The organism is Acetoanaerobium pronyense, from assembly GCF_017874355.1.
Lineage (GTDB): Bacteria > Bacillota > Clostridia > Peptostreptococcales > Filifactoraceae > Acetoanaerobium > Acetoanaerobium pronyense.
In genome coordinates, this window is sequence record NZ_JAGGLI010000020.1 from 1 (window position 1) to 16,598 (window position 16,598).

Annotated in this window: 33 protein-coding genes; all 33 read left to right on the forward strand. The window is 37.6% G+C overall.

Annotated features, from left to right (window positions below):
• On the forward strand, nucleotides 1–579 hold a 579-nt coding region (locus J2Z35_RS09005), incomplete at its 5' end, for an EF-Tu C-terminal domain-related protein (protein WP_245330826.1).
• Nucleotides 580–940: 361 nt separating this feature from the next.
• Nucleotides 941–1,252, forward strand: coding sequence for a 30S ribosomal protein S10 (gene rpsJ / locus J2Z35_RS09010; protein WP_013362411.1), 312 nt, complete (start codon nucleotides 941–943; stop codon nucleotides 1,250–1,252).
• A gap of 95 nt (nucleotides 1,253–1,347) precedes the next feature.
• Nucleotides 1,348–1,974 (forward strand): 50S ribosomal protein L3, encoded by a 627-nt coding sequence (gene rplC / locus J2Z35_RS09015; protein ID WP_209661074.1) that lies wholly within the window; start codon nucleotides 1,348–1,350, stop codon nucleotides 1,972–1,974.
• Between the two features lie 27 nt (nucleotides 1,975–2,001).
• On the forward strand, nucleotides 2,002–2,625 hold the full coding sequence (gene rplD / locus J2Z35_RS09020; RefSeq protein WP_209661075.1) for a 50S ribosomal protein L4: 624 nt from the start codon (nucleotides 2,002–2,004) through the stop codon (nucleotides 2,623–2,625).
• Nucleotides 2,625–2,909: a 50S ribosomal protein L23 gene (rplW, locus tag J2Z35_RS09025; protein WP_209661076.1), complete on the forward strand. Its 285-nt coding sequence runs from the start codon at nucleotides 2,625–2,627 to the stop codon at nucleotides 2,907–2,909. The genes rplD and rplW overlap by 1 nt, the downstream gene beginning before the upstream one ends.
• Before the next feature lie 20 nt (nucleotides 2,910–2,929).
• Nucleotides 2,930–3,760 (forward strand): 50S ribosomal protein L2, encoded by an 831-nt coding sequence (gene rplB / locus J2Z35_RS09030; protein WP_209661077.1) that lies wholly within the window; start codon nucleotides 2,930–2,932, stop codon nucleotides 3,758–3,760.
• Nucleotides 3,761–3,786: 26 nt separating this feature from the next.
• Complete coding sequence (rpsS, locus tag J2Z35_RS09035) at nucleotides 3,787–4,068, forward strand: 30S ribosomal protein S19 (RefSeq protein WP_209661078.1); 282 nt, start codon at nucleotides 3,787–3,789, stop codon at nucleotides 4,066–4,068.
• 32 nt (nucleotides 4,069–4,100) lie between these two features.
• Nucleotides 4,101–4,433, forward strand: a complete 333-nt coding sequence (gene rplV, locus J2Z35_RS09040) for a 50S ribosomal protein L22 (RefSeq protein ID WP_209661079.1) — start codon at nucleotides 4,101–4,103, stop codon at nucleotides 4,431–4,433.
• A 21-nt stretch (nucleotides 4,434–4,454) separates the two neighbouring features.
• On the forward strand, nucleotides 4,455–5,240 hold the full coding sequence (rpsC, locus tag J2Z35_RS09045; RefSeq protein WP_209661080.1) for a 30S ribosomal protein S3: 786 nt from the start codon (nucleotides 4,455–4,457) through the stop codon (nucleotides 5,238–5,240).
• 27 nt (nucleotides 5,241–5,267) lie between these two features.
• Nucleotides 5,268–5,711 carry a 50S ribosomal protein L16 gene (rplP, locus tag J2Z35_RS09050; RefSeq protein WP_209661081.1) on the forward strand — a complete coding sequence of 148 codons (444 nt, stop codon included), beginning with the start codon at nucleotides 5,268–5,270 and terminating at the stop codon, nucleotides 5,709–5,711.
• Nucleotides 5,701–5,898, forward strand: a complete 198-nt coding sequence (gene rpmC, locus J2Z35_RS09055; RefSeq protein WP_209661082.1) for a 50S ribosomal protein L29 — start codon at nucleotides 5,701–5,703, stop codon at nucleotides 5,896–5,898. Before rplP ends, rpmC begins: the two co-directional genes overlap by 11 nt.
• A gap of 23 nt (nucleotides 5,899–5,921) precedes the next feature.
• Nucleotides 5,922–6,182: a 30S ribosomal protein S17 gene (gene rpsQ / locus J2Z35_RS09060; RefSeq protein ID WP_209661083.1), complete on the forward strand. Its 261-nt coding sequence runs from the start codon at nucleotides 5,922–5,924 to the stop codon at nucleotides 6,180–6,182.
• 28 nt (nucleotides 6,183–6,210) lie between these two features.
• On the forward strand, nucleotides 6,211–6,579 hold the full coding sequence (gene rplN / locus J2Z35_RS09065; protein WP_209661084.1) for a 50S ribosomal protein L14: 369 nt from the start codon (nucleotides 6,211–6,213) through the stop codon (nucleotides 6,577–6,579).
• Nucleotides 6,580–6,598: 19 nt separating this feature from the next.
• Nucleotides 6,599–6,907 carry a 50S ribosomal protein L24 gene (gene rplX, locus J2Z35_RS09070; RefSeq protein WP_209661085.1) on the forward strand — a complete coding sequence of 103 codons (309 nt, stop codon included), beginning with the start codon at nucleotides 6,599–6,601 and terminating at the stop codon, nucleotides 6,905–6,907.
• Between the two features lie 26 nt (nucleotides 6,908–6,933).
• On the forward strand, nucleotides 6,934–7,476 hold the full coding sequence (gene rplE, locus J2Z35_RS09075) for a 50S ribosomal protein L5 (RefSeq protein ID WP_209661086.1): 543 nt from the start codon (nucleotides 6,934–6,936) through the stop codon (nucleotides 7,474–7,476).
• A 16-nt stretch (nucleotides 7,477–7,492) separates the two neighbouring features.
• Nucleotides 7,493–7,678, forward strand: a complete 186-nt coding sequence (locus J2Z35_RS09080) for a type Z 30S ribosomal protein S14 (RefSeq protein WP_209661087.1) — start codon at nucleotides 7,493–7,495, stop codon at nucleotides 7,676–7,678.
• A gap of 22 nt (nucleotides 7,679–7,700) precedes the next feature.
• Nucleotides 7,701–8,099, forward strand: a complete 399-nt coding sequence (gene rpsH / locus J2Z35_RS09085; protein ID WP_209661088.1) for a 30S ribosomal protein S8 — start codon at nucleotides 7,701–7,703, stop codon at nucleotides 8,097–8,099.
• 25 nt (nucleotides 8,100–8,124) lie between these two features.
• A complete protein-coding gene (rplF, locus tag J2Z35_RS09090) occupies nucleotides 8,125–8,667 on the forward strand; it encodes a 50S ribosomal protein L6 (RefSeq protein ID WP_209661089.1) in 543 nt (180 codons plus the stop codon).
• 20 nt (nucleotides 8,668–8,687) lie between these two features.
• On the forward strand, nucleotides 8,688–9,056 hold the full coding sequence (gene rplR / locus J2Z35_RS09095) for a 50S ribosomal protein L18 (protein WP_209661090.1): 369 nt from the start codon (nucleotides 8,688–8,690) through the stop codon (nucleotides 9,054–9,056).
• A 17-nt stretch (nucleotides 9,057–9,073) separates the two neighbouring features.
• Nucleotides 9,074–9,580 (forward strand): 30S ribosomal protein S5, encoded by a 507-nt coding sequence (gene rpsE, locus J2Z35_RS09100; RefSeq protein WP_209661091.1) that lies wholly within the window; start codon nucleotides 9,074–9,076, stop codon nucleotides 9,578–9,580.
• A gap of 12 nt (nucleotides 9,581–9,592) precedes the next feature.
• Nucleotides 9,593–9,772 (forward strand): 50S ribosomal protein L30, encoded by a 180-nt coding sequence (rpmD, locus tag J2Z35_RS09105; protein WP_209661092.1) that lies wholly within the window; start codon nucleotides 9,593–9,595, stop codon nucleotides 9,770–9,772.
• 20 nt (nucleotides 9,773–9,792) lie between these two features.
• Nucleotides 9,793–10,239, forward strand: a complete 447-nt coding sequence (rplO, locus tag J2Z35_RS09110) for a 50S ribosomal protein L15 (RefSeq protein ID WP_209661093.1) — start codon at nucleotides 9,793–9,795, stop codon at nucleotides 10,237–10,239.
• Nucleotides 10,239–11,513, forward strand: a complete 1,275-nt coding sequence (gene secY, locus J2Z35_RS09115) for a preprotein translocase subunit SecY (RefSeq protein WP_209661094.1) — start codon at nucleotides 10,239–10,241, stop codon at nucleotides 11,511–11,513. Before rplO ends, secY begins: the two co-directional genes overlap by 1 nt.
• 59 nt (nucleotides 11,514–11,572) lie before the next feature.
• Entirely contained in the window at nucleotides 11,573–12,223 is a 651-nt protein-coding gene (locus J2Z35_RS09120) for an adenylate kinase (protein ID WP_209661095.1), read from the forward strand.
• Nucleotides 12,223–12,972 carry a type I methionyl aminopeptidase gene (gene map / locus J2Z35_RS09125; RefSeq protein WP_209661096.1) on the forward strand — a complete coding sequence of 250 codons (750 nt, stop codon included), beginning with the start codon at nucleotides 12,223–12,225 and terminating at the stop codon, nucleotides 12,970–12,972. The genes J2Z35_RS09120 and map overlap by 1 nt, the downstream gene beginning before the upstream one ends.
• Before the next feature lie 21 nt (nucleotides 12,973–12,993).
• Nucleotides 12,994–13,281, forward strand: coding sequence for a KOW domain-containing RNA-binding protein (locus J2Z35_RS09130; protein WP_245330827.1), 288 nt, complete (start codon nucleotides 12,994–12,996; stop codon nucleotides 13,279–13,281).
• A 1-nt stretch (nucleotide 13,282) separates the two neighbouring features.
• A complete protein-coding gene (gene infA, locus J2Z35_RS09135; protein WP_209661098.1) occupies nucleotides 13,283–13,501 on the forward strand; it encodes a translation initiation factor IF-1 in 219 nt (72 codons plus the stop codon).
• 17 nt (nucleotides 13,502–13,518) lie between these two features.
• Complete coding sequence (gene rpmJ / locus J2Z35_RS09140; RefSeq protein WP_162324979.1) at nucleotides 13,519–13,632, forward strand: 50S ribosomal protein L36; 114 nt, start codon at nucleotides 13,519–13,521, stop codon at nucleotides 13,630–13,632.
• A 110-nt stretch (nucleotides 13,633–13,742) separates the two neighbouring features.
• The gene (gene rpsM, locus J2Z35_RS09145; RefSeq protein WP_209661099.1) at nucleotides 13,743–14,111 is read left to right on the forward strand and encodes a 30S ribosomal protein S13; all 369 of its coding nucleotides are present in this window, start codon (nucleotides 13,743–13,745) and stop codon (nucleotides 14,109–14,111) included.
• 24 nt (nucleotides 14,112–14,135) lie between these two features.
• Complete coding sequence (gene rpsK, locus J2Z35_RS09150) at nucleotides 14,136–14,534, forward strand: 30S ribosomal protein S11 (RefSeq protein ID WP_209661100.1); 399 nt, start codon at nucleotides 14,136–14,138, stop codon at nucleotides 14,532–14,534.
• Between the two features lie 19 nt (nucleotides 14,535–14,553).
• Nucleotides 14,554–15,177 (forward strand): 30S ribosomal protein S4, encoded by a 624-nt coding sequence (gene rpsD / locus J2Z35_RS09155; RefSeq protein WP_209661101.1) that lies wholly within the window; start codon nucleotides 14,554–14,556, stop codon nucleotides 15,175–15,177.
• 63 nt (nucleotides 15,178–15,240) lie between these two features.
• Nucleotides 15,241–16,182, forward strand: a complete 942-nt coding sequence (locus J2Z35_RS09160; protein WP_209661102.1) for a DNA-directed RNA polymerase subunit alpha — start codon at nucleotides 15,241–15,243, stop codon at nucleotides 16,180–16,182.
• A gap of 19 nt (nucleotides 16,183–16,201) precedes the next feature.
• Nucleotides 16,202–16,543, forward strand: a complete 342-nt coding sequence (rplQ, locus tag J2Z35_RS09165) for a 50S ribosomal protein L17 (protein ID WP_209661103.1) — start codon at nucleotides 16,202–16,204, stop codon at nucleotides 16,541–16,543.
• The last annotated feature ends 55 nt before the right edge of the window (nucleotides 16,544–16,598 follow it).

The following is a 16,598-nucleotide window of genomic DNA, read 5'->3' on the forward strand; positions in this document are numbered from 1 at the left end:
GAAAGAGATATAGACAAGCCATTCCTAATGCCTGTAGAGGACGTATTCTCAATCACAGGAAGAGGAACAGTTGCAACAGGAAGAGTAGAAAGAGGGATCGTTAAGGTTCAAGACGAAGTAGAAATCGTAGGACTTATAGACGAGCCAAGAAAAGTAGTAGTAACTGGAGTAGAGATGTTCAGAAAGTTACTAGATCAAGCGCAAGCTGGAGATAACGTTGGGGTACTTCTAAGAGGAGTAACGAGAGACGATATCGAAAGAGGACAAGTATTAGCGAAAGCTGGAACTATAAAGCCAAGAACTAAGTTCACAGCCGAAGTATACGTACTGAAAAAAGAAGAAGGTGGAAGACATACTCCATTCTTCAAAGGATATAGACCACAGTTTTACTTCAGAACAACTGACGTAACAGGAGACATCCAGCTTCCAGAAGGAGTAGAGATGGTAATGCCTGGAGATAACATCTCAATAACAGTAGAACTAATCACACCAATTGCGATGGAAGAAGGACTAAGATTCGCAATAAGAGAAGGTGGAAGAACAGTAGGTTCTGGAGTAGTTGCTACAATAGTAGAGTAATTTCTAGAAAATACTAAGACTTAATAATTTTATGACAGCTAAGACCGGCAGATAATTTCCTGCCGGTTTTTTATTTATGTTGTCTGATTATTTAAACTTTGAAAAAACCTTGAAAAAACTTAAAAAAAAGCTTGTATTAGTCTATCTATTGATATAAAATATAGTAGTGTGTTTTTAAGGATGCGATGATGTAAAAGGTTGCTGAGGAAACTTAGGTAATTTTTACGGAGTATGTCAACATCTTGAATGGGGCGACTAGACACTGAGGTAAGACTGTTTTTTTTAATCATGCACACGATACACCCGGAACAGTTTTCAGTGGTCGAGTCGTACGAATATCGTACGATAAGGAGGTAAAGAAATGTCAAAAAATCAAAAGATCAGAATCAGACTTAAGTCTTATGATCACAGAATCCTAGATATGTCAGCAGAAAAAATTGTTGAAACTGCAAAAGGGACTGGAGCTTCAGTTTCGGGACCGATTCCTCTTCCAACAGAGAAGCAGATAATCACTATACTAAGAGCTGTACACAAATATAAGGATTCTAGAGAGCAGTTCGAAATCAGAACTCACAAGAGACTGATAGATATCAGCAATCCTAGCTCGAAAACAGTTGATTCTCTAATGAGACTTGACCTGCCAGCAGGCGTTGATATCGAAATCAAACTTTAGTAGCTCACAGAAGTTAAGGTATTTAATATAGATTGATACCTTATCTTAGTATGATTGCAGATGCAATCCGCTGTAAGATTAATGGAGGTGTACTTATGAAAGGAATATTAGGAAGAAAAGTAGGGATGACGCAGGTTTTCGCTGAAGATGGAAGAATAGTTCCAGTTACAGTAATTCAAGCAGGCCCTATGGTAGTAACTCAAATCAAAAACAAAGAAACTGATGGTTATGAATCAGTTCAGGTTGCTTTTGGAGATGCAAAAGAAAAGAGAGTAAACAAGCCTCTTAGAGGACATTTTGCAAAAGCAGGAGTAGGCTTCAAGAAATTTGTAAGAGAATTTAAAGTTGAAGATATAGCTTCTTACAGCCTGGCTCAAGAAATCAAAGTTGATGTATTTGAAGCGGGAGAAAAAATAGACGTAACAGGAACATCAAAAGGTAAAGGGTTCCAAGGACCTATAAAGAGACATAATCAAAGTAGAGGACCAATGACTCACGGTTCAAGATACCACAGAGGACCAGGATCAATGGGAGCTGCTTCAGACCCTTCAAGAGTATTTAAAGGGAAGAAACTTGCTGGACACATGGGTGCAGAAAGAGTAACTATCCAAAATCTTGAAGTAGTTAAAGTAGATGCAGAAAAGAACATCATCCTAGTTAAGGGAGCTGTTCCAGGACCTAAAAAAGGCCTAGTTGTTATCAAAAAGGCTATAAAAGGTTAATAAAGAGATAGGAAAGGAGGAACAATAATGCCTAAAGTTGACGTATTAAATATAAACGGACAAAAGGTTGATGAAATAGAACTTTCAGAAAGCATATTCGGAATCGAAGTAAGCGAAAGTGCAGTATATGAAGTTATAAAGAATCACCTTGCAAATAAAAGACAAGGAACTCAGTCAGCTAAGACCAGATCAGAGGTAAGAGGTGGAGGAAGAAAGCCTTGGAGACAAAAAGGAACTGGTAGAGCGAGACATGGAAGTATAAGATCTCCTCAATGGATAGGCGGAGGAGTTGTATTCGCACCAAAGCCAAGAGATTATAGCTACAGCATACCAAAGAAAGTAAAGAGACTTGCTATGAAGAGTGTACTTACATCTAAGGTAAATGAAGGAAAAATCATAGTTGTGGATACTATCGAAATGGAAACTCCAAAGACTAAAGATTTTATAAAAATGCTTTCTGCTGTAAACGCAGGTAAGAAATCACTTGTAGTAACAGCTGAAAACAGCCCAGTAGTTGTAAAATCAGGAAGAAATATCCCTGGAGTAAAGGTTGCGTTTGCTAACGTTATAAACGTATACGATATAATGAATCATGAATCATTCATCATAACAAAAGATGCAGTTAAAAAAGTAGAGGAGGTGTACGCATAATGCTAGCTCAAGATATCATAAAAAAACCTGTAATAACAGAACAAAGTATGGAAGCAGCTGCAGACAAGAAGTACACTTTCGTTGTTGCTAAAACTGCTAACAAAACACAAATAAAGCAAGCTGTAGAACAAATATTCTCTGTTAAAGTAGCAAAAGTGAATACACTTAACTACGATGGAAAGAAAAAGAGAATGGGTAAGCACGTAGGGAAAACTTCTTCTTATAAAAAAGCAGTTGTTACCCTTACTGAAGGAAGCAAAGAAATAGAATTCTTTGGAGTTTAAGTAAAAAGGAGGGAAACTAAATGGCTATCAAAAAGTTTAGACCAATTACTCCAAGCTTAAGACATATGACTGTTCTTAAGTCTGACGAGATAACAAAGCAAGAGCCAGAAAAATCTCTTCTTGCTACTCTTAAGAAGAATGCAGGAAGAAACTCTCGTGGTTCGATAACAGTTCGTCACAGAGGTGGCGGAAACAAAAGAAAGTATAGAATAATAGATTTCAAAAGAGATAAGGACCAAATACCTGCAAAGGTTGCTGGAATCGAATATGACCCAAACAGATCTGCAAACATAGCGCTTCTTAATTATGCTGATGGAGAAAAAAGATATATTCTTGCTCCAAACGGACTTAAAGTAGGAGATGTTATATTTTCTGGAGAAGGTTCTGATATTAAAGTAGGTAACTGCCTAAAGCTTAAAAATATGCCAGTAGGTACAGTTATTCACAATATCGAGCTTAAAGAAGGAAAAGGCGGACAGATGGTAAGATCTGCTGGTGTATCTGCTCAGCTTATGGCTAAAGAAGGAAAGAATGCTCTTGTAAGACTACCTTCTGGAGAGACTAGATACGTAAACATAAACTGCAAAGCTACAATCGGACAGGTTGGAAACCTTGAGCACGAAAACGTGACAATAGGTAAAGCTGGTAGAAAAAGACATATGGGTATCAGACCTACAGTAAGAGGTTCTGTAATGAACCCTAACGACCATCCACATGGTGGTGGAGAAGGTAGATCTCCAATAGGAAGACCTTCACCAGTAACACCATGGGGTAAGCCGGCACTTGGATACAAGACAAGAAAGAAGAATAAAGCTTCTAATAAGATGATTGTTTCTAAGAGAAAGAAATAGTAAGCCTTGAAAGGAGGATTTCATAGATGGGAAGATCAGCTAAGAAGGGGCCTTTTGTACATAAAGGACTTTTCAGAAAAATAGAAGAAATGAACAAAGCCAACGAAAAGAAAGTAATCAAGGCTTGGTCAAGATCGTCAACTATATTCCCAGAGTTTGTGGGACATACAATAGCACTTCATGACGGAAGAAAACATGTTCCAGTATATGTTACTGAAGACATGGTTGGACATAAGCTAGGTGAGTTTGTTCCGACAAGAACATTTAAAGGTCATAAGGACGACGACAGATCGACAAAGAGGAAATAATTCCTTGATTAATGGAAGGAGGGCAAAAGCAAATGGAAGCTAAAGCAATAGTTAAATACGTAAGGACTTCTCCTAGAAAAGCTGGTTACATCTGTTCTCTAATCAGAGGAAAGAATGTTGACGAAGCTCTTGCGATATTGAAATTTATGCCAAACAAAAGTGCGGATATAATAGCAAAAGTTGTAAAATCAGCAGCAGCTAACGCTGAAAACAACATGAACATGGACAGCAAAAAACTCTATGTGTCTGAAGTTTATGCAAACCAAGGACCAACTCTTAAAAGATTTATGCCTAGAGCCCAAGGTAGAGCGACAAGCATAAGAAAAAGAACGAGTCATATAGGAGTTGTAGTTAGAGAAAGATAATAAGAGATAGGAGGGAAAAGAATGGGTCAAAAAGTAAACCCACATGGTTTTAGAGTAGGAATTAACAAAGACTGGGATTCGAAATGGTTTGCTAACAAGGGAGACTTCGCAGCTTTCCTACACGAAGACGCTATAATCAGAAAGCATCTAAAAAAGAAACTTAACCTTTCTGGCGTTCCTAAGATAGAAATCGAAAGATCAGGAAACAAGGTTAAGCTTAACATACACACTGCAAAGCCTGGAATGGTTATCGGAAAAGGTGGACAAGGTATAGAGGAAATCAAAGCTGATGTTCAAAAGATGACTGACAAGCAGGTATTTGTAAACATTATAGAAGTAAGAAACCCAGAAAAGGACGCTCAGCTTGTGGCTGAAAACATAGCACTAGCTCTTGAGAGAAGAGTTGCATTTAGAAGAGCTATGAAGCAAGCTATGCAAAGAGCTATGAGATCTGGAGCTAAAGGTATCAAGGTTTCTACATCAGGAAGACTTGGTGGAGCTGAGATGGCAAGAACTGAAGGATACTCTGAAGGAAACGTGCCACTACACACACTAAGAGCTGACATAGACTACGGTTTCGCAGAAGCTGATACTACTTATGGAAAGCTTGGAATCAAGGTTTGGATTTGTAAGGGAGAAATACTTCCAACAAGACAAGGACCTAAAAGAGAATTAGAAGGATTTTCAGCTTCTAGAGAAGACAAGAAAAAGCCAAAAAGAAGAGAATATGATTCAAATAGAAGAAATGATAGAGGACAAGGGAACGGAAGAAACTTTCAAAGAGCTTCAAGACCTTCAAGTAATTAGTCCTAGCTAAAGGAAGGAGGAATAAATATGTTAATGCCAAAAAGAGTAAAGCGTCGTAGAGTTCATAGAGGCAGCATGGCGGGTAAAGCTCAAAAAGGTAACACAATAACGTACGGAGATTATGCACTTGTGGCTATGGAGCCAGCGTGGATAACGTCAAACCAGATAGAATCTGCCCGTATAGCCATCAATAGATCGGTAAGAAGAGGCGGTAAAGTTTGGATTAAAATTTTCCCTCATAAGCCTGTAACTAAAAAACCAGCTGAGACTCGTATGGGTGCCGGTAAAGGTTCACCAGAATATTGGGTAGCAGTAGTTAAGCCAGGTAGAGTAATGTTTGAAATGTCAGGTGTTTCTGAAGAAAAAGCAAGAGAAGCGATGAGACTTGCTATGCACAAACTGCCTATCAAATGTAAGTTTATAAAGCGTGAGGAGATTGAAGTAAAGGGTGGTGAAGCTGATGAAAGCTAAAGAGTTAAGAGATATGACAAGTGCAGAGCTTGGAACAAAATTAACCGAACTTAAAGGTGAACTCTTTAACCTTCGATTCCAGCTGGCTACAGGACAGCTAGACAATCCAGTTAAATTGAGATTTGTAAGAAAAGATATAGCACGTGTTAAGACCATCCTTAACGAAAAAGCGAAGGCTGGAGCATAGGCCTTTTGGAAAGGAGGATATAAATGAAAAGAGATACTAGCAGAAAAACTAGAATTGGTTATGTTACATCAGATAAAATGGACAAGACAGTAGTAGTATCAATAGTTGAACTAGTTCGTCACCCTCTTTACGGAAAAGCTGTAAAGAAAACTGTAAAGTTTAAAGCTCATGATGAAGAAAACACATGCAAAACAGGTGACAGAGTAAAGATAATGGAAACTCGTCCTCTTTCTAAAGATAAAAGATGGAGAGTTGTTGAAGTAGTAGAAAGAGCTGCTGAATAATCTGTAAAGGCAGAGAGGAGGTATTGCAATGATACAACAAGAGAGTCGTCTTAGAGTTGCTGACAACTCTGGTGCCAAAGAGATACTTTGCATAAGAGTTCTTGGAGGATCTAAGAGAAGATCTGGAAATATAGGAGACATAATCGTAGCTACGGTTAAAAGTGCAACACCAGGTGGCGTTGTTAAAAAAGGTAAAGTTGTAAAAGCTGTTATAGTTCGTTCTAAGCATGGTCTTAGAAGAAAAGACGGAAGCTATGTTAAATTCGATGAAAATGCTGCTGTAATCATAAAAGACGATAAGACTCCACAAGGTACAAGAATATTTGGACCAGTTGCTAGAGAGCTTAGAGACAAGCAGTTTATGAAGATAGTTTCACTAGCACCGGAAGTTCTATAATTGAGGAGGTGTCATAGGAGTGCGTATTAAAAGTGGAGATACCGTTGTAGTAATTAGCGGAAAAGATAAAGGAAAAAAAGGTAGAGTGCTTGAAGTTTACAACGCAAAGGACAGAGTTCTTGTAGAAGGCGTAAACATGGCTACAAAACACCAAAAGCCTAACCAAAAAAACCCACAAGGTGGAATAATTCATATGGAACAATCAATCCACGTATCTAATGTTATGATTTTCGACGCTAAGGCTGGAAAAGGTGTTAGAGTTGGAATGAAGAAGTTAGAAAACGGAGAGAAAGTTCGTATTTCTAAAAAATCAGGAGAGCAAATATAAAATAAAGTTTGAAAGGAGGCAGAAACATGGCTTCAAGACTAAAAGTTAAGTACAATGAAGAAATAATAAAAGCGCTAATGGAAAAGTTCAATTACAGTAATGTAATGGAAGTTCCAAGACTTGATAAAGTTGTAATAAACATGGGGATTGGAGAAGCAAAAGATAACGCTAAAGTATTAGACGTAGCAATATCTGAGCTTGAAATCATAGCAGGACAAAAACCAGTTACTACTAAATCAAGAAAATCAGTTGCTAACTTTAAAATCAGAGAAAATATGCCAATAGGAGCTAAAGTTACTCTAAGAGACGAGAGAATGTATCACTTTGTTGATAAATTCGTTAACATAGCACTTCCAAGAGTTCGTGACTTCAGAGGAGTAAGCAAAGATTCTTTTGATGGAAGAGGAAACTATGCACTAGGAATTAAAGAGCAACTTATTTTCCCTGAGATAGAGTATGACAAGATAGACAAGGTTAGAGGTATGGATATCATATTTGTAACTACTGCAAAAACAGATGAAGAGGCTAGAGAGTTATTAACACTTATAGGAATGCCTTTCAGCAAGTAGTGAAGGAGGGAAAATCATGGCAAAAAAAGCAATGGTTCTTAAGCAACAAAAGAAACAAAAGTATCAAACAAGAGAATACACAAGATGCAATCTTTGTGGAAGACCTCACGCGGTACTTAGAAAGTTCGGAATTTGCCGTATATGCTTCAGAGAATTGGCATACAAAGGACAAATACCAGGAGTAAGAAAAGCTTCTTGGTAATAATGGAAGGAGGTAAAATATCATGACAATGACAGATCCAATTGCAGATATGCTGACACGTGTAAGAAACGCTAGCTCGGTTCACCATGACACGGTTGACGTACCTGCTTCAAATATAAAGAAGGAACTTGCTAGAATTCTTTTAGAAGAAGGTTACATTAAAGGTTATGATGTAATAGAAGATGGAAAGCAAGGACTTATAAGAATACAACTAAAATACGGAAAAACTGGCGAGAAGGTAATTACTGGAATCAAGAAAATATCTAAGCCAGGAATGAGAGTATATGCTGATAAAACTAATGTACCTAAGGTTCTTAACGGAATAGGTATATCTGTAATATCAACTTCTAAAGGAATTTTAACAGATAAGCAAGCTAGAGAGCTTGGCGTAGGTGGAGAAGTAATCTGCTACGTATGGTAAACTTGTGCAAAGGAGGTGCCTATAAATGTCAAGAATAGGACGTAAACCAATCACTGTTCCAAGTGGTGTGGAAATAAATGTTGATGAAAAAAATCTTGTTACTGTTAAAGGACCAAAAGGAACATTAACAGAGCAAATATCTCAAGATCTTACAATAACTCAAGAAGGCGAAGAGCTAACAGTTACTAGACCAACTGACAACAAGAAGCACAGATCTCTTCATGGTCTTTCAAGAACACTTATTAACAATATGATATTAGGCGTTACTGAAGGATATACAAAAAAACTTGAGGTTGTAGGTGTAGGTTACAGAGCTCAAAAACAAGGAAAGAAACTTGTACTGAACTTAGGTTTCTCTCATCCAGTAGAGATGGAAGATCCAGAAGGTCTTGAAATAGAAGTACCTACTCAAACAGAAATATTAGTAAAAGGTATCAACAAGCAGCTAGTAGGAAACTACGCAGCGAAGATAAGAGCTTGGAGAGAGCCAGAGCCATACAAAGGAAAAGGAATTAGATACTCAGGAGAGTATGTAAGACGTAAAGAAGGTAAGACTGGTAAGAAATAGATAGGAAAGGAGTGATATAAGTGTTCAAAAAGGTAGATAAAAATGCGAACCGTATTGCTAGGCACAAAAGAGTGCGTAAATCAGTAACAGGAACTCCTGAAAGACCAAGATTTAACGTGTTTAGAAGCACTAACAATATATATGTTCAAATAATAGATGATGTAAATAGAGTTACCCTTGTATCAGCTTCATCTCTTGATAAAGACATCAAAGGAAACGCATCCAACACTGGAAACAAAGAAACTGCAAAAAAAGTTGGAGAGTTAGCTGCTAAGAGAGCTCTTGAAAAAGGTATCGAAAATGTTGTATTCGACAGAGGTGGATACATCTATCACGGTAGAATTCAAGAACTAGCTGATGGAGCAAGAGAAGCTGGACTTAAATTTTAGTAAAAGGAGGGGATAAGATGCTTAAAAAGCCAATAGATTTTAGACAACTGGACTTAGAAGAAAAAGTTGTTGATATAAGAAGAGTTACCAAGGTTGTAAAAGGTGGTAGAAACTTCAGATTTGCAGCACTTGTAGTTGTTGGAGACAGAAACGGACACGTTGGAATGGGAACTGGAAAAGCTATGGAAGTTCCAGACGCTATAAGAAAAGCTGTTGAAGATGCAAAGAAAAACCTTATCAAGGTTCCAATGGTTGGAACTACAGTTCCTCACCAGATACAAGGTAGATTCGGAGCAGGAAACGTACTTATAATGCCAGCTAAAGAAGGTACTGGAGTTATAGCAGGAGGACCTGTTCGTTCAGTTCTTGAGCTTGCTGGACTTAAAGACGTTCGTTCTAAGTCACTTGGAACAAACAACGCAAGAAATATGGTTAATGCAACCATCCAAGGTCTTGCTTCACTTAGAAAAATTGAAGACGTAGCAAGCCTAAGAGGTAAAAAAGTAGAAGATCTTTTAGGTTAGGAGGCGAAACAAATGGCGAACTTAAGAATAACACTTGCAAAGAGTGTAATAGCAACTAAGCCAAATCAGAGAAAAACTGTTGCGGCTCTAGGCCTTACAAAGAGACAACAAACAGTTGAAAAGCCTGATAACCCTCAAATAAGAGGTATGATAGAAGTTGTAAAACATCTTGTGCAAGTAGAAGAAGTTTAAGAAAGAAGGAGGTGCAACACATGAAACTACATGAGCTTAAACCGGCAAAAGGAGCAGTAAAAGAGAAAAAAAGAATCGGTAGAGGTACTGCGACAGGACAAGGAAAGACAGCTGGTAGAGGACAAGACGGCCAATGGTCTCGTTCAGGTGGCGGAGTAAGACCTGGATTCGAGGGAGGTCAGATGCCTCTTTACAGAAGACTTCCAAAAAGAGGATTCAACAACTTTGAATTCGAAAAGAGATACTCTATCGTAAATATAGAGAAGCTAAACATCTTTGAAGACGGAACGGAAATCACTCCTGAACTTCTTAAAGAAACAGGTGTTGTGAGAAAAATAGAAAAAGATGGTATAAAGATACTTGGAAACGGCAGCATTGAAAAGAAACTTACAATAAAAGCAAATAAGTTCACTAAATCAGCTGCAGAAAAGATAGAAGCCGCTGGAGGAAAGGCCGAGGTGATCTAATGTTCAAGACCATACAGAATGCATTTAAGATACCTGATCTTAGGAAGAAAATAATCTTCACATCTTTAATGCTAGTGGTATTTAGAATAGGAACAGCGATCCCCGTGCCGGGAATAAATGTAGACATTATAAAGCAGATGGTAGAACAACAGGCAGGAATACTGTCTTTTTATGACATAGTGGCTGGTGGAGCTTTCAGTAACTTCACTATATTTGCCCTAAGCATAACGCCATATATTACGTCGTCAATCGTAATACAGCTTTTAACAGTAGGAATACCTGCTCTTGAGGATATGCAAAAATCCGGAGAAGAAGGCAGAAAAAAAATCCTACAGTATACTAGATATCTTACAGTTATACTTGCACTTGTGCAGGCTACAGCTATAAGTATCGGATTCTTTAATCAGGCTCTTGTATCTAGGTCTCCACTAAACATGATAAGTGTTGTTCTTACATTAACAGCAGGAACTGCATTTCTGATGTGGCTTGGAGAGCAGATTACTGAAAAAGGAATTGGAAACGGAATATCACTTATAATATTTGCAGGTATAGTTTCAAGACTTCCTGGAGCTACAATCCAGACTTTCAGATTAATGGGATCTGGAGAAATTAATCCACTACAAGTTATTGTTTTCCTTGTGATTTCGCTTCTTATAATAGTTGGAGTAATAATAGTTCTTCAAGGGGTAAGAAAAATACCAGTACAATATGCAAAGCGAGTTGTTGGAAGAAAAACTTATGGAGGACAGTCAACGCACATCCCTCTAAAAGTAAACCAAGCTGGAGTTATACCTGTAATATTTGCAACTTCGATGCTTGCTTTCCCTCAAACACTTACGATATTCATTACAAACCCAAGCTATCAAGCTTTTGTAGCTAGATGGTTTACACCAGCAGGAAGTCCAGGAGTGTATATATACACAGCATTAGAGTTTCTTATGATAATATTCTTCACATACTTCTATGTATCTATTACTTTTAATCCAGATGAAGTTGCGGACAATATGAAAAACTCAAGTGGATTTATTCCAGGAATCAGACCTGGAAAACAAACAGCTGAGTATTTATCTACAGTACTTAATAGACTGACACTTGCAGGGGCTATTTTCCTTGCTCTAATAGCATCCCTTCCAACACTAATATATAGTGTGACTAATGTTCCATTTAGATTTGGTGGAACTGCACTACTTATAGTAGTAGGGGTAGCCATAGAAACTATGAAGCAAATTGAAGCTCAAATGGTGATGAGACACTATCAAGGCTTTTTGAAATAAAACCTTGCTTTATTCATAATAACACCCTTAATTAAGGGGTAACCCTAGGAGATGAAAATATGAATCTAATACTTTTAGGACCTCCAGGGGCTGGAAAAGGAACACAAGCTTCTGGGATTGTTGATAAATACAATGTACCTCATATTTCAACAGGGGACATATTCAGAAAAAATATCAAAGAAAATACAGAGCTTGGCAAAAAAGCTAAGGAATATCTGGATAGCGGAAAACTAGTTCCAGATGAGCTAGTTGTTGCTATAGTTGAAGATAGACTTAAAGAAGACGATACAAAAAAAGGATTTTTGCTTGATGGATTTCCAAGAACAGTATTTCAAGCTGAAGCATTGGATAAATTCCTTCAAAGTATAGATTCCAAGATAGATGCAGTAGTTAATATAGAGGTAGATAAAGGCATTTTAGTTGGAAGAGCTGTAGGAAGAAGAATCTGCAAAAACTGCGGAGCTACCTTCCACATAGAGTTTAATCCGCCGAAAAAATCAGATATATGTGATGTATGCGGTGGAGAGCTTTATCAGAGATCTGACGATAATGAAGAAACTGTATCAAAGAGAATAGAAGTATATCTTAATGAAACGCAGCCTCTTATAGACTACTACAAAGGACAAAACATATTGCTTACTATAGATGGTGAGCAGGACATAAAAAAGGTGTTCCAAGACATTGTAGAGGCCTTGGGAAGTGAACTTTAATGATTATAATTAAATCGAAAAATGAAGTGGAGCTCTTAAAGGATGCTGGAAAAATTGTAGCAGAGACTCATGAGATATTAAAAGATGCTATAAAAGAAGGCATTAGTACCTATGAGCTAGACCAAATAGCCGAAAAAAATATAACCAAATATGGTGCGACACCATCTTTCAAAGGATATGGAGGCTTCCCTGGCAGTATATGCGCATCTCCAAATGAAGTAGTAGTCCATGGCATACCGTCAAAGGACATAATACTAAAAAACGGAGATATAATAAGCTTGGATATAGGAGCATATTATAAAGGATATCATGGAGACTCAGCCAAGACTCATGGAGTTGGTCACATTTCTCAAGAGAACATGAAGCTTATAGAAGTTACAAGACAAAGTTTTTATGAGGGACTTAAATGTGCGGTTGTAGGAAACAGATTATCCGATATATCTCACGCTATACAAGCTTATGCAGAAAGCTACGGTTATTCAATAGTTAGAGATTTCGTAGGACATGGCATAGGTAAGGAACTTCACGAAGATCCTCAAATACCTAACTATGGACCTCCAAATAGAGGTCCTAGGCTCCAAGAAGGCATGGTACTAGCAATAGAACCTATGGTAAATCAAGGCACATATAAAGTGAAGGTATTAAATGACGGCTGGACAGCTATCACGTTAGACAGAAGAAATTCGGCTCATTATGAGCACACCGTTGCCATCACAAGTGAAGCGCCTCTGCTTTTAACTCAGCTATAGATTATGAGGGGAGGAGCAGCCTTGCACAGCAAAGTAAATATAGGTCAAGTAGTAAAAAGCCTTTCAGGAAGAGATAAAGACAGATTCTTTCTGATATTAGATATCAAGGACTGCGATATGGTCCAGATAGTAGATGGAGAACTACGCAAACTCCAAAACCCGAAACTAAAAAAGTTAAAACATCTAATGATACTCAACAAAGTCTCGGAAAATATGGATAAAATAAATTACAACGACTTGCAAAGCCAAAACGCCTTTATAAGAAAAGAACTTGAGAGACTAGGATGCGGAAATAAAAAGGAGGTTTAATATGTCAAGAAAGGACATGATAGAACTGGAAGGGACGATAATCGACGCCCTACCTAATGCTATGTTTAAAGTTAAACTGGAGAACGATCATGAGATTATAGCTCATATATCAGGTAAGCTTAGAATGCACTTCATAAGAATACTTCCAGGTGACAAGGTAACGGTAGAACTTTCTCCTTATGATTTAACAAAAGGGAGAATTACTTGGCGAAAGAAGTAGCCTAAGGAGGGATTAAGATGAAAGTAAGGCCATCTGTAAAGCCTATTTGCGAAAAATGCAAAATAATTAAAAGAAAAGGCAAAATAATGGTTATCTGCGAAAATCCTAAGCATAAGCAGAAGCAAGGCTAAGGAATTATTTTGAAAAGATAGCTATTGTTTGGTATAATATAGAGTTGTTAATATTAATGGTTTCAAAAATTGAAACTACGCTTAAATTTTAAAGCAGGAGGTGTAAATACATGGCTCGTATTGCCGGTGTAGACTTACCAAGAGAAAAAAGAGTTGTTATTGGTCTAACATATATATTCGGAATAGGTAAAAACACTTCTGAAAGAATCCTAGAATCTACAGGAATCAGTCCTGAAACAAGAATCAAGGACCTTACAGAGGAAGAAGTTAACCTACTAAGAAAAGAAATAGACAACTATAACGTAGAGGGTGACCTTAGAAGAGAAATTTCCCTTAACATAAAAAGACTAAGAGATATCAGATGCTACAGAGGAATCAGACATCAAAAAGGTCTTCCAGTTAGAGGTCAAAAGACTAAGACTAACGCTAGAACAAGAAAAGGTCCTAAGAGAACAGTTGGACGTAAGAAGAAGAAATAATTTTTGAGGTAAGGAGGGAAAATAATGGCTAAGCCTAAAAAGAAGGTAACTCGTGTAAAAAGAAGAGAACGTAAAAATATAGAAAAAGGCCAGGCTCATATACAGTCGACTTTCAACAACACAATCATTACTCTTACTGATGTTCAAGGAAATGCTATTTCTTGGGCAAGTGCTGGACAGCTTGGATTTAAAGGTTCAAGAAAGTCTACTCCATTTGCTGCGCAAATGGCTGCAGAGCAAGCTTCAAAAGGAGCTATGGAACACGGTTTAAGAGCAGTAGAAGTATTTGTTAAAGGACCTGGGGCAGGTAGAGAAGCAGCTATAAGAGCTCTTCAAGCAACTGGACTTGATGTAACTATGATTAAAGATGTTACTCCAATTCCACACAATGGTTGTAGACCGCCAAAGAGAAGAAGGGTTTAATATAGGGAGGTGTAAATAAGTGGCAAGATATACAGATGCATCATGCAGACTTTGCCGTAGAGAAGGAATGAAATTATTCCTTAAGGGAGATAGATGCTACACAGAAAAATGTGGTATTTCTAAAAGACCTTATGCTCCAGGGCAACATGGTCAAGGAAGAAAAAAAGTTTCTAACTACGGAGAGCAATTAAGAGAAAAACAAAAAGTTAAGAGAATATATGGAGTACTTGAGACTCAATTTAGAAATACATTTGAAAGAGCAGAAAACATGCCTGGAATAGCAGGGGAAAACCTACTTAACCTTCTAGAGAGAAGACTAGACAACACTGTTTACAGAATGGGACTTGCTCAATCTAGAAAAGAAGCTAGACAGCTTGTAAGACACGGTCACTTTAACATAAACGGACATAAGGCTAATATCCCTTCAATGCTTGTACATGTTGGAGATGTAATCACAGTAAAAGAAACATCTAGATCATCAGCTAAAATCAAAGCACTTGTAGAGAACCATACTCGTGTTACTCCAAAGTGGATTGATGTAAACCTTGAATCAATGAGTGCTAAAGTGGTTGCAAACCCTACAAGAGAAGACGTTGACCTAGAAATAGCAGAACACCTTATAGTAGAGCTTTACTCTAAGTAATACCACGTTGGATTAGTACCCTCGGTGATCATTTTATTATTATTGTACAAGGAGGGTTTATAAGTGATAGAAATAGAAAAGCCAAGTATAGAAGTGTTAGAACTAAAAGACAGCTATGGCAAATTTGTAGTTGAACCCCTGGAAAGAGGATTCGGTATTACAGTAGGAAACTCTCTTAGAAGAGTCCTTCTATCTTCTTTACCAGGAGTTGCAGTTACATCTATAAAGGTAGACGGCGTTCTTCACGAATTTTCAACAATACCTGGTGTTAAAGAGGACGTAACTGAGATTATACTTACACTTAAAGAACTTTCCATGAAAATGGATTCTGACGGGTCTAGAACTCTAAGAATAGAACATAGTGGAGAAGGTGTAATTACTGCTGGGGATATAATTTGCCCTCCAGATATAGAAATCCTAAACAAAGATCTTCATATTGCAACTCTTTCAGAGGATGCAAAGCTTTATATGGAAATCAATGTAGATAAAGGAAGAGGTTACGTTTCTGCTGAAAATAATAAAACAGAAGATATGCCGATTGGTGTGATTCCTGTGGATTCCATTTATACTCCAGTGCAAAAAGTCAGCTACAATGTTGAAAGCACAAGAGTTGGAGTAAGAACAGACTTTGAGAAATTAATTCTTGAAGTGTGGACAGATGGAAGCATAGGAGCTCAAGAGGGAATCTCTCTAGGGGCCAAAATACTTGTAGAACATCTTAACCTGTTTATCAACCTTACAGACCATCTTGGCGAAGTAGAGCTTATGGTGGAAAAGGAAGAAGATAAAAAGGAAAAGGCTCTAGAAATGACGATTGAAGAACTTGACCTTTCGGTTAGATCATACAACTGTCTTAAGAGAGCAGGTATAAATACGGTAGAAGAACTGACTGAGAAAACAGAAGACGACATGATGAAAGTTAGAAACCTAGGAAAGAAATCCCTAGAAGAAGTAATTCAAAAGCTGGAAGAACTTGGATTTGGTCTTAAACCAAGTGAAGACTAGGGAAAAGGAGGGATAAATAATGGCAACTTACAGAAAGTTGGGAAGAGTATCTTCGCATAGAAATCTTATGCTAAGAAACCTTGCCACTGATATTCTTAAGCATGGAAAAGTTACTACAACTGAAATGAAAGCCAAAGAAGCTAAGAGAATGGTAGAGAAGATGATAACTCTTGGAAAAAGAGGAGACCTTCATGCTAGAAGACAAGCTATGGCTTACCTTATGGATGAAACAGTAGTGAAGAACCTATTTGATGAAATCGCTCCGAAATATAGCGAGAGAAAAGGTGGATACACTAGAGTTTTAAAGCTTGGCCCAAGACGTGGTGACGCAGCACCAATGGCTATTGTTGAGCTAGTATAAGTCTGGAGGGAATTAGGCAACAGCTTAATTCCCATTTTGCATGGAATAAATAAGG

What these genes read in the sequence shown, in the direction of transcription:
- rplV (WP_209661079.1), top strand. Translation starts at nt 4,101, where the DNA reads ATGGAAGCTAAAGCAATAGTTAAATACGTAAGGACTTCTCCTAGAAAA.
- rpsE (WP_209661091.1), top strand. Translation starts at nt 9,074, where the DNA reads ATGCTTAAAAAGCCAATAGATTTTAGACAACTGGACTTAGAAGAAAAA.
- rplC (WP_209661074.1), top strand. Translation starts at nt 1,348, where the DNA reads ATGAAAGGAATATTAGGAAGAAAAGTAGGGATGACGCAGGTTTTCGCT.
- rplB (WP_209661077.1), top strand. Translation starts at nt 2,930, where the DNA reads ATGGCTATCAAAAAGTTTAGACCAATTACTCCAAGCTTAAGACATATG.
- rplN (WP_209661084.1), top strand. Translation starts at nt 6,211, where the DNA reads ATGATACAACAAGAGAGTCGTCTTAGAGTTGCTGACAACTCTGGTGCC.
- infA (WP_209661098.1), top strand. Translation starts at nt 13,283, where the DNA reads ATGTCAAGAAAGGACATGATAGAACTGGAAGGGACGATAATCGACGCC.
- rpmJ (WP_162324979.1), top strand. Translation starts at nt 13,519, where the DNA reads ATGAAAGTAAGGCCATCTGTAAAGCCTATTTGCGAAAAATGCAAAATA.
- map (WP_209661096.1), top strand. Translation starts at nt 12,223, where the DNA reads ATGATTATAATTAAATCGAAAAATGAAGTGGAGCTCTTAAAGGATGCT.
- rplD (WP_209661075.1), top strand. Translation starts at nt 2,002, where the DNA reads ATGCCTAAAGTTGACGTATTAAATATAAACGGACAAAAGGTTGATGAA.
- rpsK (WP_209661100.1), top strand. Translation starts at nt 14,136, where the DNA reads ATGGCTAAGCCTAAAAAGAAGGTAACTCGTGTAAAAAGAAGAGAACGT.
- rplW (WP_209661076.1), top strand. Translation starts at nt 2,625, where the DNA reads ATGCTAGCTCAAGATATCATAAAAAAACCTGTAATAACAGAACAAAGT.
- J2Z35_RS09120 (WP_209661095.1), top strand. Translation starts at nt 11,573, where the DNA reads ATGAATCTAATACTTTTAGGACCTCCAGGGGCTGGAAAAGGAACACAA.
- rplF (WP_209661089.1), top strand. Translation starts at nt 8,125, where the DNA reads ATGTCAAGAATAGGACGTAAACCAATCACTGTTCCAAGTGGTGTGGAA.
- rpsJ (WP_013362411.1), top strand. Translation starts at nt 941, where the DNA reads ATGTCAAAAAATCAAAAGATCAGAATCAGACTTAAGTCTTATGATCAC.
- rplO (WP_209661093.1), top strand. Translation starts at nt 9,793, where the DNA reads ATGAAACTACATGAGCTTAAACCGGCAAAAGGAGCAGTAAAAGAGAAA.
- rpsC (WP_209661080.1), top strand. Translation starts at nt 4,455, where the DNA reads ATGGGTCAAAAAGTAAACCCACATGGTTTTAGAGTAGGAATTAACAAA.
- rpsQ (WP_209661083.1), top strand. Translation starts at nt 5,922, where the DNA reads ATGAAAAGAGATACTAGCAGAAAAACTAGAATTGGTTATGTTACATCA.
- rpmD (WP_209661092.1), top strand. Translation starts at nt 9,593, where the DNA reads ATGGCGAACTTAAGAATAACACTTGCAAAGAGTGTAATAGCAACTAAG.
- secY (WP_209661094.1), top strand. Translation starts at nt 10,239, where the DNA reads ATGTTCAAGACCATACAGAATGCATTTAAGATACCTGATCTTAGGAAG.
- rplP (WP_209661081.1), top strand. Translation starts at nt 5,268, where the DNA reads ATGTTAATGCCAAAAAGAGTAAAGCGTCGTAGAGTTCATAGAGGCAGC.
- rpmC (WP_209661082.1), top strand. Translation starts at nt 5,701, where the DNA reads ATGAAAGCTAAAGAGTTAAGAGATATGACAAGTGCAGAGCTTGGAACA.
- rpsS (WP_209661078.1), top strand. Translation starts at nt 3,787, where the DNA reads ATGGGAAGATCAGCTAAGAAGGGGCCTTTTGTACATAAAGGACTTTTC.
- rpsH (WP_209661088.1), top strand. Translation starts at nt 7,701, where the DNA reads ATGACAATGACAGATCCAATTGCAGATATGCTGACACGTGTAAGAAAC.
- J2Z35_RS09080 (WP_209661087.1), top strand. Translation starts at nt 7,493, where the DNA reads ATGGCAAAAAAAGCAATGGTTCTTAAGCAACAAAAGAAACAAAAGTAT.
- rpsM (WP_209661099.1), top strand. Translation starts at nt 13,743, where the DNA reads ATGGCTCGTATTGCCGGTGTAGACTTACCAAGAGAAAAAAGAGTTGTT.
- rplQ (WP_209661103.1), top strand. Translation starts at nt 16,202, where the DNA reads ATGGCAACTTACAGAAAGTTGGGAAGAGTATCTTCGCATAGAAATCTT.
- rplE (WP_209661086.1), top strand. Translation starts at nt 6,934, where the DNA reads ATGGCTTCAAGACTAAAAGTTAAGTACAATGAAGAAATAATAAAAGCG.